14 protein-coding genes are annotated in these 12,439 nt (G+C 73.2%); 6 read left to right on the plus strand and 8 right to left on the minus strand.

Features of this window, described 5'->3' with window-relative positions; genetic code table 11:
* Window positions 1-21 precede the first annotated feature (21 nt).
* Complete coding sequence (locus AAG827_RS15520) at window positions 22-501, plus strand: MarR family transcriptional regulator (protein WP_341927030.1); 480 nt, start codon at window positions 22-24, stop codon at window positions 499-501.
* Window positions 502-521: 20 nt separating this feature from the next.
* On the opposite strand, the gene AAG827_RS15525 is transcribed toward AAG827_RS15520, so the two are convergent.
* The gene (locus tag AAG827_RS15525) at window positions 522-932 is read right to left on the minus strand and encodes an SRPBCC family protein (protein ID WP_341927031.1); all 411 of its coding nucleotides are present in this window, start codon (window positions 930-932) and stop codon (window positions 522-524) included.
* Entirely contained in the window at window positions 932-1,816 is an 885-nt protein-coding gene (locus AAG827_RS15530) for a phosphoribosylaminoimidazolesuccinocarboxamide synthase (RefSeq protein ID WP_341927032.1), read from the minus strand. The genes AAG827_RS15525 and AAG827_RS15530 overlap by 1 nt, the downstream gene beginning before the upstream one ends.
* Window positions 1,817-1,888: 72 nt before the next feature.
* Between AAG827_RS15530 and AAG827_RS15535 the strand changes: the two genes are divergently transcribed.
* Window positions 1,889-2,506: a hypothetical protein gene (locus AAG827_RS15535; RefSeq protein ID WP_341927033.1), complete on the plus strand. Its 618-nt coding sequence runs from the start codon at window positions 1,889-1,891 to the stop codon at window positions 2,504-2,506.
* A gap of 13 nt (window positions 2,507-2,519) precedes the next feature.
* On the opposite strand, the gene AAG827_RS15540 is transcribed toward AAG827_RS15535, so the two are convergent.
* Window positions 2,520-3,110, minus strand: a complete 591-nt coding sequence (locus tag AAG827_RS15540) for an antibiotic biosynthesis monooxygenase (protein WP_341927034.1) — start codon at window positions 3,108-3,110, stop codon at window positions 2,520-2,522.
* Window positions 3,111-3,278: 168 nt separating this feature from the next.
* On the opposite strand from AAG827_RS15540, the gene AAG827_RS15545 reads away from it, so the two are divergent.
* Together AAG827_RS15545 and AAG827_RS15550 are read left to right on the plus strand one after the other, a co-directional pair.
* On the plus strand, window positions 3,279-3,551 hold the full coding sequence (locus AAG827_RS15545) for a hypothetical protein (RefSeq protein WP_341927035.1): 273 nt from the start codon (window positions 3,279-3,281) through the stop codon (window positions 3,549-3,551).
* Window positions 3,552-3,569: 18 nt separating this feature from the next.
* Window positions 3,570-3,737, plus strand: coding sequence for a hypothetical protein (locus AAG827_RS15550; RefSeq protein ID WP_341927036.1), 168 nt, complete (start codon window positions 3,570-3,572; stop codon window positions 3,735-3,737).
* On the opposite strand, the gene AAG827_RS15555 is transcribed toward AAG827_RS15550, so the two are convergent.
* The 4 genes from AAG827_RS15555 to purD form a co-directional block, all read right to left on the minus strand.
* Window positions 3,734-4,021 (minus strand): DUF1330 domain-containing protein, encoded by a 288-nt coding sequence (locus AAG827_RS15555; RefSeq protein WP_341927037.1) that lies wholly within the window; start codon window positions 4,019-4,021, stop codon window positions 3,734-3,736. The genes AAG827_RS15550 and AAG827_RS15555 overlap by 4 nt on opposite strands.
* A gap of 42 nt (window positions 4,022-4,063) precedes the next feature.
* The gene (purB, locus tag AAG827_RS15560; RefSeq protein ID WP_341927038.1) at window positions 4,064-5,491 is read right to left on the minus strand and encodes an adenylosuccinate lyase; all 1,428 of its coding nucleotides are present in this window, start codon (window positions 5,489-5,491) and stop codon (window positions 4,064-4,066) included.
* On the minus strand, window positions 5,488-6,108 hold the full coding sequence (locus tag AAG827_RS15565; protein ID WP_341927039.1) for a hypothetical protein: 621 nt from the start codon (window positions 6,106-6,108) through the stop codon (window positions 5,488-5,490). Before AAG827_RS15565 ends, purB begins: the two co-directional genes overlap by 4 nt.
* A 323-nt stretch (window positions 6,109-6,431) precedes the next feature.
* Window positions 6,432-7,667: a phosphoribosylamine--glycine ligase gene (gene purD, locus AAG827_RS15570; protein WP_341927040.1), complete on the minus strand. Its 1,236-nt coding sequence runs from the start codon at window positions 7,665-7,667 to the stop codon at window positions 6,432-6,434.
* A gap of 61 nt (window positions 7,668-7,728) precedes the next feature.
* Between purD and AAG827_RS15575 the strand changes: the two genes are divergently transcribed.
* Window positions 7,729-9,957, plus strand: a complete 2,229-nt coding sequence (locus tag AAG827_RS15575; protein WP_341927041.1) for a protein kinase — start codon at window positions 7,729-7,731, stop codon at window positions 9,955-9,957.
* On the plus strand, window positions 9,954-12,011 hold the full coding sequence (locus tag AAG827_RS15580) for a serine/threonine-protein kinase (RefSeq protein ID WP_341927042.1): 2,058 nt from the start codon (window positions 9,954-9,956) through the stop codon (window positions 12,009-12,011). Before AAG827_RS15575 ends, AAG827_RS15580 begins: the two co-directional genes overlap by 4 nt.
* 19 nt (window positions 12,012-12,030) lie before the next feature.
* Here AAG827_RS15580 and AAG827_RS15585 read toward each other — a convergent pair.
* A partial coding sequence (locus tag AAG827_RS15585) for an adenylosuccinate synthetase (RefSeq protein WP_341927043.1) occupies window positions 12,031-12,439 on the minus strand: 409 nt, incomplete at its 5' end.

Here is a 12,439-nt window from a genome sequence, read left to right on the forward strand (position 1 = left end):
TGGAAAGAGTAGGGTGTGGGAATGCACGAGGACAAGCCGCGGTCACCGCACGCGCTGCGGGTCGTCCGCAGCCTGCGTGGCTTCGCCAACGAGTCGGAGCTCTATGTCGGGGCGGCCGGCCGCGAGGCCGAGATGCACCGCACCGACCTGGCCGGGCTGGCCCTCGTCATGGACCGCGGCCAGGCCGGGGAGCACCCCACACCGGGCCAGATCAGCGCCGCGCTCCAGCTCAGCGCACCGGCGACGTCGGCGATGCTCGACCGGCTCGAGAAGCTGGGCCACGTCGTGCGCACCCCTCACCCCACCGACCGGCGCTCGGTCGTCGTGGAGATCACCGACCACGCCCTGGAGGTCGGCGGCGCGATGTTCGGTCGCCTGGCGACCCACCTCGCCCCGGTCGTCGCCGCACGCAGCGAGGCGGACCTCGAGACCATCGCGACGTTCCTCGAGGAGGTCGTCGCGGCCACCCGTGCGGCCCGGGAGTCGATCGGCTCGGAGTGAGGCTTCAGGCGGGGCTGCCCTCAGGCGGGGTGGCGCTTCGCCAGGATCGCCGCGGCCCGCTTCAGGTCGGAGCGCACCGCCAGGGGCGAGAGCCGGGTCAGCACCGGACCCACGGGACGCAGCAGGCCGGTCGCCTCGAGGTGCATCCGCACGCCGACCTCGCAACCGCCGGGCGCCGGGGCGAACTCCAGCGTCAGCTCGGCGGTGACCATCCGCCAGGTGCCGCGCTCGGTCCAGCGCCGCGGGCGGTCGAGCTCGGTCGTCTCCATGAGCGGGCGCAGGCCCGGCACCGTCACGTCTGTCCAGCTCTGCCCGACGCCGACCAGGCCGTCGATGCCCTCGACCGCCTTGAGGCTGGACTGCCACTCCGGCCGGTTGACCGGGTCGGCGAGGTAGTCGAAGGCGATCTCGGGGCTCACGGGGAAGTGCATCAGAACGTCTCTCCGGTCAGCAGCTCGTAGGCCTCGACGTAGCGGGCGCGGGTGCGCTCGACGACCTCGGGCGGCAGGGGCGGCGGCGCGTCGCCGGACGCCTTGTCCCAGCCGGACTCCGCCGAGAGCGCCCAGTTGCGCACGATCTGCTTGTCGTACGACGGCTGGGTGCGACCCGGCTGCCACTGGTCGGCCGGCCAGAAGCGCGACGAGTCGGGCGTCAGGACCTCGTCGCCGAGCACCATCGTGCCGTCGTGGTCGGCGCCGAACTCGAGCTTGGTGTCGGCGAGGACGATGCCCCGCTCCCGGGCGATCGACTCGGCCCGGGCGTAGACCTCGAGGGTCAGGTCGCGCAGCCGCTCGGCGACCGGCGCGCCCACCTCGGCCACCACGGCGGCGTACGACACGTTCTCGTCGTGGTCGCCCAGGGCGGCCTTGGTCGCGGGCGTGAAGATCGCGGCGTCGAGGCGACTGCCGTCCTCGAGTCCCGGCGGCAGCGCGACGCCGCAGACCTCGCCCGTCGCGCGGTAGTCGACCAGCCCGGAGCCGGTGAGGTAGCCGCGGGCCACGCACTCGACGGGATACATGTCGAGCTTGCGGCACACCACGGCCCGCCCGCGCACCACGTCGGGGACGTCGGTGGACAGCACGTGGTTGGCGACGACCCCGGAGAGCTGGTCGAACCACCACAGCGACATCCGCGTCAGGATCTCCCCCTTGTCGGGGATGGTCGAGTCGAGGACGAAGTCGAAGATCGAGATCCGGTCGCTGGCGACCATGAGCAGGTCGCCCGACTCGAGGACGTAGAGGTCGCGCACCTTGCCCGAGTGCAGGTGGGTGGCGCCCGGGATGACCGGCGCCTCGGGGATGTTCAGGTCGGCCACGTGACCAGCCTAGGGGTGCGGCCCTGCCGGGCCGCGTCCGGAGTCCACGAGCAGCAGTGGCACAGTTGGGCCATGCCGGAGTCTGCCGAAGAGGTCTACGCCCGAGTCGTCGCCGCCGTCGGGACCGACGGTCGCCTGCCCATGCCGCCGGTCGGCGACTGGGACATCTTCCCGTGGGAGGTGGTCGACGGCTCCTTCGCACCGAAGGTCCTCCAGCCGCCGAGCGACGAGCCCGTCCGCTTCGGCGACAGCGACGAGAAGCCCTGCGGCGCCTGCACCTCGCCCGACCCGGAGCGGGTCGTGTGGGAGGACGAGTTCTGGGTGCTGACCCACGGCGGCAAGCCCTCGGGCCTGCCGCTCGTGCTCACGCTGCACACCCGCGAGCACCTCGACCTCGGCGACCTCGACGACGAGCTTGCCTCGCAGCTCGGCCGCATCTCCAACCGCCTGGTGCGGATCATGGAGAACCTGCCGGAGATCGGTCGCGTCCACGTCGACCGCTGGGGTGACGGCGGCGCCCACCTGCACGTCTGGTTCTTCGCGCGCACCGCACGACTGACCAACGTGCTCGGCTCGACCGCGCTCGAGTGGGACGACATCCTGCCACCGGGCCCCGAGGACGTCTGGCGCGCCGACCTGCACACCGTGGCGACCAAGCTCGCCAACTGGGGCGGGGACGCCCGAGCCTGACCGACGGGCCTGATCAGGCCGTCGTCGTACGACGCCAGGGCGCCGGGCGTCCGTGCAGCCACCACTCCATGCGGCGGGTGATCCACGGGAGCGCCACGTAGGTCATCACCGGAGTCATCACCACCACCGAGAGCAGCACCCGCAGCGGCAGCAGCAGATCGGGCAGCAGGGTCGAGCCCAGCCAGTTCACCAGCAGGCTCAGCGGGAAGAAGATCAGGAAGATCACGCAGGCCTGCTTCCACCGCGGCGGTGCCGCGGGGGCAGGTCGCAGGTCGCTCACGTCGCTCGCGGTCGGCTGGTCGAACCAGCCCTCGATGCCCGTGCGCTTCTCCACCCGCGACTCGACCACGCCGAGACCCGAGGCCGACGAGCGCCACCAGGCACGCTGGGGCGACTGCTCCCAGTGCAGCAGGGCGTCGTGGTCGGCGAAGCGGTAGAGCATGTGCCAGGTCTCGGAGTCGGTGTCGGGCCGCACCCAGCCGGCGCCGAGGAAGCCAGGGAACCGCTCGGCCAGCGCCATGCCGGCCGACAGCCAGCTCACCATCTCGGCCTCGTGGCCCGCCTCGAGGTGGCGGGTGATCGACACGGTGACCGGAGACGTCATGCCTGCGATGGTCGCCGCTCGCTCGTCCGGGCGGCAAACCGACGAGGCCGCCCCGGGCTGTGTGCCTGCCCACACCGCCCCCACCGCCCCCACCGCCCGCACGGGCAGCGCCCGTGCCCCGTCGGCGCTGTCGGTGGCGGCGACTAAGGTCTGCGACGTGAGTGGACGATGAGCAAGATGGACGGCCTGCGCGCGATGCGCGAGGCCCGCTACGCAGCAGCCCGGGCCGCGGCGCCCGCCAAGAAGGCCGAGCGACCCCCGGTCGCGCCGAGGGAGACCCCGGCCGGCACCGCGAAGAAGGCACCCGCCAAGCGGGCGCCCGCCAAGGCCGCCGCTGCGGCACCGTCGGGCTCCGAGGAGCTCTGCGGCCACCGCAACATGGGCGGCAAGACCTGCACGCGCGAGCAGGGCCACGCGGCCAAGAGCCACCGCTACTCCTAGGCCGGGGACGCAGACGTGGTGGCGATCGTGGTCCTCGGTGGCTTCGTGCTGGTCGTGCTGGGCCTGACCATCCTGTCGCGCAGGCACGGCGCCGTGCGGCAGTCGTGCTGCGCCCCGACCCACCCGGCCGACGACCTCCGCATGCGTCCGGCCTTCGAGAGTGACCCGACCCGGGGCAAGCCCTAGACGCCAGGCACGATCCGCAGGTCCCGGACGGCGCCGCCGTCGAGGGCTGCGAGCGCCTCCTGGTAGGCCGGGCTGTCGTGGGCCGCGCGGGCGGCGTCGACGGAGTCGAACTCGATGAGCACCGAGCGGGTCGCCTCGCCGGCCTCGTAGGTCTGCTCGGGCATCCCGCGCGCCAGGAACGTCCCGCCGGCACCCGTCAGCGCCGGGCCGGCGAGCTGCGCATAGGCCGCGAGCTTCGCCTCGTCGGTGATCTCCCGGTAGAGGCTGATCCAGTAGGCAGTCATGCCCTCATGCTGCCAGCCGCAGCCGCGGCCGGTGGCGAGGGCCTAGAGGATCGCGCCGGGCGTGTAGGCGGCACCGACCGGGTGGCGCTCGGCGAGCTCGGCGACGCGGCGGCAGACCACCTGCGTCTGGTGCACCGCGGCGCCGGTGAACGTGATCGGGTCGGCGACCAGGGACTCCAGCTGTGCCGCCGTCAGGCCGAGGCGCTCGTCGGCGGCCAGCTTGGCGAACACGTCGTTGGCGGCCTGCCCCTGACGCATCGCCAGCGCGGTGCCGACCGCCGCCTCCTTGATGGCCTCGTGGGCGGTCTCACGGCCGACCCCGTTGCGCACCGCTGCCATCAGCACCTTGGTCGTGGCCAGGAACGGCAGGTAGCGGTCGAGCTCGCGCTGGATCACCGCGGGGAACGCACCGAACTCGTCGAGCACGGTCAGGAAGGTCTGGAAGAGCCCGTCGGCGGCGAAGAAGGCGTCGGGCAGCGCCACCCGGCGTACGACGGAGCACGAGACGTCGCCCTCGTTCCACTGGTCGCCGGCGAGCTCGCCCACCATCGAGAGGTAGCCGCGGGTGACGACGGCCAGGCCGTTGACCCGCTCGCAGGAGCGGGTGTTCATCTTGTGCGGCATCGCGGACGAGCCGACCTGGCCCTCCTTGAAGCCCTCGGTGACGATCTCGTTGCCGGCCATGAGGCGGATCGTCGTGGCGAGGTTGGACGGGCCGGCCACGAGCTGCACGACCGCGGAGAGCACGTCGAAGTCCAGCGAGCGGGGATAGACCTGGCCGACCGACGTCAGCACCCGCTCGAAGCCGAGGTGGCGGGCAACGCCCTCCTCGAGCGCGGCCAGCTTGGACTCGTCGCCGTCGAGCAGGTCGAGCATGTCCTGGGCCGTGCCCATCGGGCCCTTGATGCCCCGCAGCGGGTAGCGACGCAGCAGGTCCTCGATGCGCTCGACACCGATCAGCATCTCGTCGGCGACGGTGGCGAAGCGCTTGCCGAGGGTGGTCGCCTGGGCGGCCACGTTGTGCGATCGCCCGGCCATGACCGTGGTCTCGTGCTCGGCGGCCAGCCGCGCGAGGCGGACCAGCGCGGCGACCGCGCGGTCGCGCAGGAGCTCGAGGGACTGCTTGAGCTGCAGCTGCTCGACGTTCTCCGTCAGGTCGCGCGAGGTCATGCCCTTGTGGATGTGCTCGTGGCCGGCGAGCGCGGAGAACTCCTCGATGCGCGCCTTCACGTCGTGGCGGGTGATCCGCTCACGAGCGGCGATGGAGTCGAGGTCGACCTGGTCGACGACGGCCTCGTAGGCCTCGATCACGCCGTCGGGCACCTCGATGCCGAGGTCACGCTGGGCGCGGAGGACCGCGATCCACAGGTGCCGCTCGAGCACGATCTTGTGCTCGGGCGACCAGATCTGCGCGAGGTCGGCCCCGGCATAGCGGGTGGCGAGAACGTTGGGGACGTGGGGTGCGGTCACGGGCTGCAGTGTCCCACGCCCCAGCCGGGGCCTCCGCCGGCCGTGGGGTGCCAGCCGCGGATCAGGTAGGGCGGGCCCGCCCCCGTGACCAGTCGCCGCTGCTGCAGCGCGTCGAACCACGCCCCCGGCTCGCGCAGCAGCAGCCTTCGCTCGCGCTGCTGCAGTCCGCCGTCGCCGTGGGCCACGACGCGGACGTCGACGATGTCGGCACCCAGGGCGACGAAACCGCCCACCGTCTGGACGAAGGGGAAGAAGCCGTGCCGATCGACGCAGATCCGGATCCACGCGCCGGTGATCGCCGGCATGTCCCACTCCACCCTGGCCCGGTCCCACTGCCCGTGCGAGGTCAAGGGGCGATCCGGTGGTCGCCGCCCGACGAAGAGCCCCCAGGGGCAGGCTGTATCGATCGCCGCCTCCTCGAGCGTCGGCCAGGTCAGGAGGTGCTCCACCCGCGCGGCGTCGAAGAGCGTCGCCGAGGGCAGTCGTGTCGGTGGACCCGCTAGTCCGGAGTCGAGCACGCGCTGGGCGTGCCGTCGACTCAGCCCGACGGCACGGAGTCGCTCGCACGCTGCTCGCGCACTGAGCAGCCGACGGTGGCCCGCGTCATCTACCTGCATCGAGGCACGGTAGGCAGGGGACGGAGGCACCTTCCACCATCCCCACTGCAGCCTGTGGACGCCCGCGTAGGCACCTCTCCCGAGCGCTAGTGAGAAGGAGCCACCTGGCCCCCTCTCACTAGCGTGGCGGAGCCGTCTCCATAACGGGGTCGCTCGCACGCTGCTCGCGACTGCACAGCATCCCCACCGCAGCCCGTGGACCCCCGCGAAGGCACCCCTCCCGAGCACTAGTGAGAAGGAGCCACCTGGCCCCCTCTCACTAGCGTGGCGGAGCCGTCTCCGTGACGGGCACCAGCCCCGCCCACGTCAGCTGCCCGCCCTCGTCAGATGCCCGCCGCGATGTCCGTCCGGTGCTGGGCGCCGTCGAACGTCACGTCGGCCACGCCGACGTACGCCGCCGCCCGAGCATCGGCGACGCTCGGGCCGGTCGCGATGACGGCGAGGACCCGCCCGCCGGCCGTGACCAGGTCGTCGCCCTGCATCGCCGTGCCGGCGTGGATGACGTGCACCGTGTCGTGGGCCTCGGCCGCGTCCAGCCCCGTGATGATGTCGCCGCTGGAGGAGGTCTCGGGATAGCCGGCACTCGCCATGACGACCGCGACGGCAGCGCCGGCCTTCCACTGCGGGAACGCCACGTCGGCCAGCGTCCCGGTCGCAGCACCCATCAGCAGCGGCGAGAGCGGGGAGTCGAGCAGGGCCATCAGGGGCTGGGTCTCCGGGTCGCCGAAGCGGGCGTTGAACTCCACCACCCGGGTGCCGCGCGAGGTGAGCGCCAGCCCGGCGTAGAGCAGTCCCGCGAAGGGCGTGCCGCGCGAGGCCATCTCGTCGACGGTCGGCTGGAGGACGGTGGCGAGCACCTCGGCGACCAGGTCGGCGGGCGCCCACGGCAGGGGCGTGTAGGCACCCATGCCGCCGGTGTTGGGGCCCTCGTCGCCGTCACCGATGCGCTTGAAGTCCTGCGCGGGCTGGAGCGGGTAGACCGTCGTGCCGTCGGTGATGGCGAAGAGCGAGACCTCGGGGCCGTCGAGGTACTCCTCGATCACGACCCGCTCGCAGGCGGCAGCGTGGTCGGCGGCCTCCTGGCGGTCGAGCGTCACGACGACGCCCTTGCCGGCGGCGAGCCCGTCGTCCTTGACGACGTAGGGCGGGCCGAAGGTGTCCAACGCCGTCGCGACCTGGTCGGCGTCGGTGCAGACGAACGCCCGGGCGGTCGGGACCCCGGCCGCCTCCATGACCTCCTTGGCGAACGCCTTGGAGCCCTCGAGCTGCGCGGCGGCACCGGACGGTCCGAAGACCGCGATCCCGCGTGCGGTCACGGCGTCGGCGACCCCCGCGACCAGCGGGGCCTCGGGCCCGACGACCACCAGGTCGACGCCCAGCCGCTCGGCCAGGTCCGCCACGGCAGCGCCGTCCATCTGGTCCACCTCGTGGAGCGTTGCCACCGACGCGATGCCGGGGTTGCCGGGCGCCGCGTGGACCTCGGTGACGCCGGGGTCCAGGGAGAGCGCTCGGGCGAGGGCGTGCTCACGGCCGCCGGTACCGATGACGAGGGTCTTCACGGGCCGTCAGCCTAGTGCGCCTCGAGGATTGCGCAGCCCTCTGCCCGGGAAGGACCTGTCCATGCCTCACTTCCCCCGCGTCGGTGACCAGTTCGGCCGCTATCGCATCGACTCCCAGATCGGCCAGGGCGGCATGGGGGTGGTGTTCGGCGCCACCGACACCGACTTCGACCGCCAGGTCGCCCTCAAGGTCGTCTCCGCCTCGCTCGGCGGCTCCGCGGAGTTCCTCGCCCGCTTCGAGCGCGAGGCCTCCCTCCTGGCGCGGCTCAACTCCCCGCACGTCATCGCGATCTTCGACTACGGCGAGCAGGACGGCTGCCCCTACATCGCCACGCAGTACGTCGGCGGCGGGGACCTCGGGGGGCTCATCGCCGCCCGCGGACCGATGCCGCCGGCCCTCGCGGCCGCCGTCTGCGCCCAGGTCGCCGACGCCCTCGCCGACGCCCACCGTGCCGGCGTGGTCCACCGCGACGTCAAGCCCACCAACGTGCTCCTGCGCGACGCCGACACCCTCGACCTGCACGCCTACCTCTGCGACTTCGGGATCGCGCGCACCGAGGCCGACGGCCTGACCGCACCGGGTGCCGTCTCGGGGACCTGGAGCTACCTCGCACCCGAGGTCGGCGCCGGAGCCGTCGGCACGCCCGCCTCGGACCTCTACGCGACCGGCTGCCTGCTTTGGGCCGCCCTCACCGGCCATGCGCCCTTCGGCGGCTCGGACGTCGAGATCGCGATCGCCCACCAGCGCTCGCCGGTCCCCCAGCTCGCCGGCGACGACCCGTTCACCCGCCACGTCAACGCGATCCTCGCCAACACCCTCGCCAAGGACCCCCGCTCGCGCTACCGCGACGCCGACGCCCTGCGCGCCGACCTCCTCGTCGCCGCGGCCCTCCCCACCGCCGGGGTCCGGCCGACCCCGGCGCGCGCGTCGGCACCCTCCCCGACCCCCGTCCCGACGCCCCTCCCGATGCCGGGCAGCGCACCCCCGACGGCCCCGCCTCCCGGCCACCTGACCGGGGACGCCCGCCCGTCGCGGCGTCGTACGGCGGCCCTCGTCGCGCTCTCCGCCCTCGCCGTCCTCGCCGTGACCGGTGGCATCGCCGCGGTGACCCTGCTCGGCGGGGACGACGACCCGGGCCCCACCGCCGGTGGCGGCACGACGGCGTCGGCCGACCCGACGGGTGGCATCTCCGCCGGCTCCCCGACCGACCCGACCGACCCGACCGACTCCACCAGCGCACCCGCCGCGGAGGGACCCGTCCGCGGGGACGTCGACGGCGACGGCTTCGCCGACCTGTCGATCCTGTCCTTGATCGCCCCCGAGCGCGGCGCGTCCTACTACGAGCGCACGGTGTGGACCTCCGACGGCAGCGCCCTGGTCGACCCCGTCGTCGACCGTCCCGAGCGCCCGAAGGACCGCAGCGACTCACCCGTGATCGGGGACTTCGACGGCGACGACCGGCTCGAGGTCCTGGACGTGTTCACGACCACCGACGCCGGGGTCGCCCCGACGCTGGTCGGCGAGCTCAGCGGCGGCGGCACCGTGGACCAGGAGATCCGCAGACCCGCGGGCGGCCTCTACAGCACGGCCTTCGCGGGCGACGTCGACGGCGACGGCACCGACGACCTGGTCCTCGTGGCCTGGGGCGAGGAACGCGGGATGACGGTGTCGGTGTCGATGTCCGACGGCAGCCGCTTCGGCACGACCAGGCGGACGCTCGAGCTCGTCCCCGGTTACAGCATCGCGGAGGTGGAGGTCGGCGACTACGACGGCGACGGCCTGGCCGACGTCCTGGTGCTGACGTCGCCCAGCGTCGACTACCCCCAGCAGCACCGCTCGACCGCCCAGACCTACCTCGGCACGGGCAAGGGCACCTTCCGCGAGGACGGGCGACCGCGGCGCTTCGTCAGCGAGATCGGCCTCGAGGCGCTCACCGGCGACGTCGACGGCGACCAGGACGACGAGCTGGTCGTCGGGCTCAACAAGACCGACTTCATCCAGCTCACCGTGCTCGACTACGGCGACGGCATGGGCAAGGCGCTCGCCGTCGGCCTGCTGCCGCTGCCGACGAACAACTTCTTCGACAGCAGCATCGTGATGGGCGACTACGACGGCGACGGCAGGGACGACGTGCTGAGCGTGGGTCCCTCCGCTGCCAAGGGCAGGTCGCTGGTCCAGGTGGCGCAGTCGTCCGGGGACCAGTTCGGCAACGCGTCGCGCTGGGCGATCTGGGACTACGACCTCGAGGAGTCCTACGGCCCCGCGCTGCTCGGCGGGTCCTTCCCGTGACGGCCGGAGCGGTCCCCGCCGCCGGTGAGGTGATCGGCCACTACCGCATCGACGGCGTGCTCGGCGTGGGCGGCATGGGCATGGTCTTCGCCGCGACCGACCTGCGGCTGCGACGACCGGTCGCGCTGAAGGTGATGCTGGCGCACGGCTCGGACTCGCCGCTCTTCCTGAGCCGCTTCGAGCGCGAGGCCACGGTGCTCGCGCGCCTCGACTCCCCCCACGTCATCTCGATTTTCGACCACGGCGAGCAGGACGGCCGGCCCTTCCTCGTCACCCAGCACGCCGCCGGTGGCGACCTCGGCGCCCTCGTGCGCGACAGCGGCCCCCTCGCGCCCCCGCTCGCCTTCCGGGCCTGCGCCCAGGTCGCCGACGCGCTCACCGCAGCCCACGCGGTGGGCGTCACGCACCGCGACGTCAAGCCGGCCAACGTGCTGCTGCGCGACCGTCGTACGGACCGGTTGCACGTCTACCTCTGCGACTTCGGTGTCGCGCACACCGACACCGGCTCCTCGGGGCTGACCACCGCCGGTGCCGTCGCCGGCACCTGGAACTACCTGGCCCCGGAGCGCGCCGCGGGTCAGCCGGGCGGGCCGCTGAGCGACGTCTACGCCGTCGGCTGCCTGCTCTTCGAGTGCCTCACCGGTCGGCCGCCCTATGCCGGGGCCGACGTCGAGGTCGCGATGGCGCACCTCCAGCAGCCGGTGCCGCAGCTGCCCGGCGAGGACGAGCTGACCCGCCGCGTCAACGTCGTGCTCGCCCGGTCCCTGGCCAAGGACCCGGCCCACCGCTACCCCTCCGCCGCCGCGTTGCGCGACGACCTGCGCGGCCTCGGGGGCGGGCTCACCCCGTCCACCCCGAGCGCACCGCCCCTCGTGCTGGGCCGTCGACGCCGGCAACGACGCCTGGCCGTCGGCGCCGCCCTCGCCGTGCTGCTCGCCACCGCCGGCACGGGCGCGGCCATCGCCCTGCGGGGCGGTGAGGACGAGCCCTCGGCCGGCGACCCCGGCACCAACGCACCGGCCGGCACGGGCGGGACCACGCCGGAGAGCCCGGCCACGCAGCCGGTCCCGGCTCCCCCGTCGGAGCCGGTCACCGGCGACCTGGACGGTGACGGGCTCGGCGACGTGATGACGGTCGGCGACGAGCAGGGCTGGGCGTTCTACTCCGAGGGGACGTCCCTGGGCGGCCCCCGACCGCTGCGCCAGGTGAAGCCCCAGGCCACGGTCGGCGACGTCGACGGCGACGGGCTCCTCGACGTCGTCAACGTCGGGGGCGACCACCCCACGCTGAGCATCACCGTCGACACGGCCGCGGGCGCGACGTCGACCACGCTCATGCAGACACCGGCGTTCGGGGACCTCTTCGACTCCGTCCCCATGGTGGCCGACTTCGACGGCGACGGCCTCGACGACGTCGCGGTGGCGACCGCCGCGGCGGGACGCCTCGCCGTGACGCTGGCACGTGGCCAGGAGGACGGCTCCGTCAGCCTCGCCGAGCGCTGGCTCCTCACCGACACCCCGACCGGCCTGCTCGACGACCACGACTTCGCCCTCGGCGACCTCACCGGTGACGGGCTGCCGGACCTGGTGCACGTGTTCGAGGTCGGTGACCGACCGCTCCAGCTGGAGGTCCTCGCCTCGACCGGGAAGCGGCTGCGCCCCGCGGGGCGCCCGACCCAGGTCTCCCAGGACGACTACTCCTACGCCGACTGGCGGGCGGGGGACTTCGACGGCGACGGCACCGACGAGCTGGTCGCCGTCGACGACGGCCCGTCGGTCAGGGTGTGGTCCTGGGCGGGCGGCGGATTGACCGGCCGGACCTGGCTCGCCGAGCCCGAGGACTACGACGAGGTCGGCTACCCCGACGGCGTGAGCGTCAGCGACGTGGACGGGGACGGCGACGACGACCTGGTCGCCTACGTCCGCGACCGCGGGCTGGTGATCCTCATGTCCACGACCAACGCGTTCAGCGTGAGCAGCGGCGACCCGCGCCCGGTGTCCGAGGACAAGCGGAGCCGGGGCACGCTCGAGCGGATCTACTGGCCGCCCTTCTGAGCCGCCACCCTGAGCCGGGTCAGATCAGCTCGTGCAGCACGATCGACTCGTCGCGCTTGGGGCCGACGCCGAGCACCGAGATCCGGGCACCCGACATGGCCTCGACGGCCTTGACGTAGGCCTGCGCGTTGGCCGGCAGCTCCTCGAAGGTGCGGCAGGCGCTGATGTCCTCCCACCACCCGGGGAGGTACTCGTAGATCGGGACCGCGTGGTGGAAGTCGGTCTGGTTGACCGGCATCTCGTCGTGACGCACGCCGTCGACGTCGTAGGCCACGCAGACCGGGACCTGCTCGAGCCCGGTGAGCACGTCGAGCTTGGTGAGCACGAAGTCGGTGACGCCGTTGACGCGCGCGGCGTAGCGGGCGATGACCGCGTCGTACCAGCCGCAGCGACGCGGGCGGCCGGTCGTCGTGCCGTACTCCGCTCCC

This window comes from Nocardioides psychrotolerans (assembly GCF_943371775.1).
In the GTDB taxonomy this organism is placed as follows: Bacteria; Actinomycetota; Actinomycetes; order Propionibacteriales; family Nocardioidaceae; genus Nocardioides; species Nocardioides psychrotolerans_A.

Excerpts from the sequence above, each read along its gene's own strand:
- AAG827_RS15520 (WP_341927030.1), top strand. The coding sequence starts at position 22 with ATGCACGAGGACAAGCCGCGGTCACCGCACGCGCTGCGGGTCGTCCGC.
- AAG827_RS15525 (WP_341927031.1), bottom strand. The coding sequence starts at position 932 with ATGCACTTCCCCGTGAGCCCCGAGATCGCCTTCGACTACCTCGCCGAC.
- AAG827_RS15535 (WP_341927033.1), top strand. The coding sequence starts at position 1,889 with ATGCCGGAGTCTGCCGAAGAGGTCTACGCCCGAGTCGTCGCCGCCGTC.
- AAG827_RS15540 (WP_341927034.1), bottom strand. The coding sequence starts at position 3,110 with ATGACGTCTCCGGTCACCGTGTCGATCACCCGCCACCTCGAGGCGGGC.
- AAG827_RS15545 (WP_341927035.1), top strand. The coding sequence starts at position 3,279 with ATGAGCAAGATGGACGGCCTGCGCGCGATGCGCGAGGCCCGCTACGCA.
- AAG827_RS15555 (WP_341927037.1), bottom strand. The coding sequence starts at position 4,021 with ATGACTGCCTACTGGATCAGCCTCTACCGGGAGATCACCGACGAGGCG.
- AAG827_RS15565 (WP_341927039.1), bottom strand. The coding sequence starts at position 6,108 with ATGCAGGTAGATGACGCGGGCCACCGTCGGCTGCTCAGTGCGCGAGCA.
- AAG827_RS15575 (WP_341927041.1), top strand. The coding sequence starts at position 7,729 with ATGCCTCACTTCCCCCGCGTCGGTGACCAGTTCGGCCGCTATCGCATC.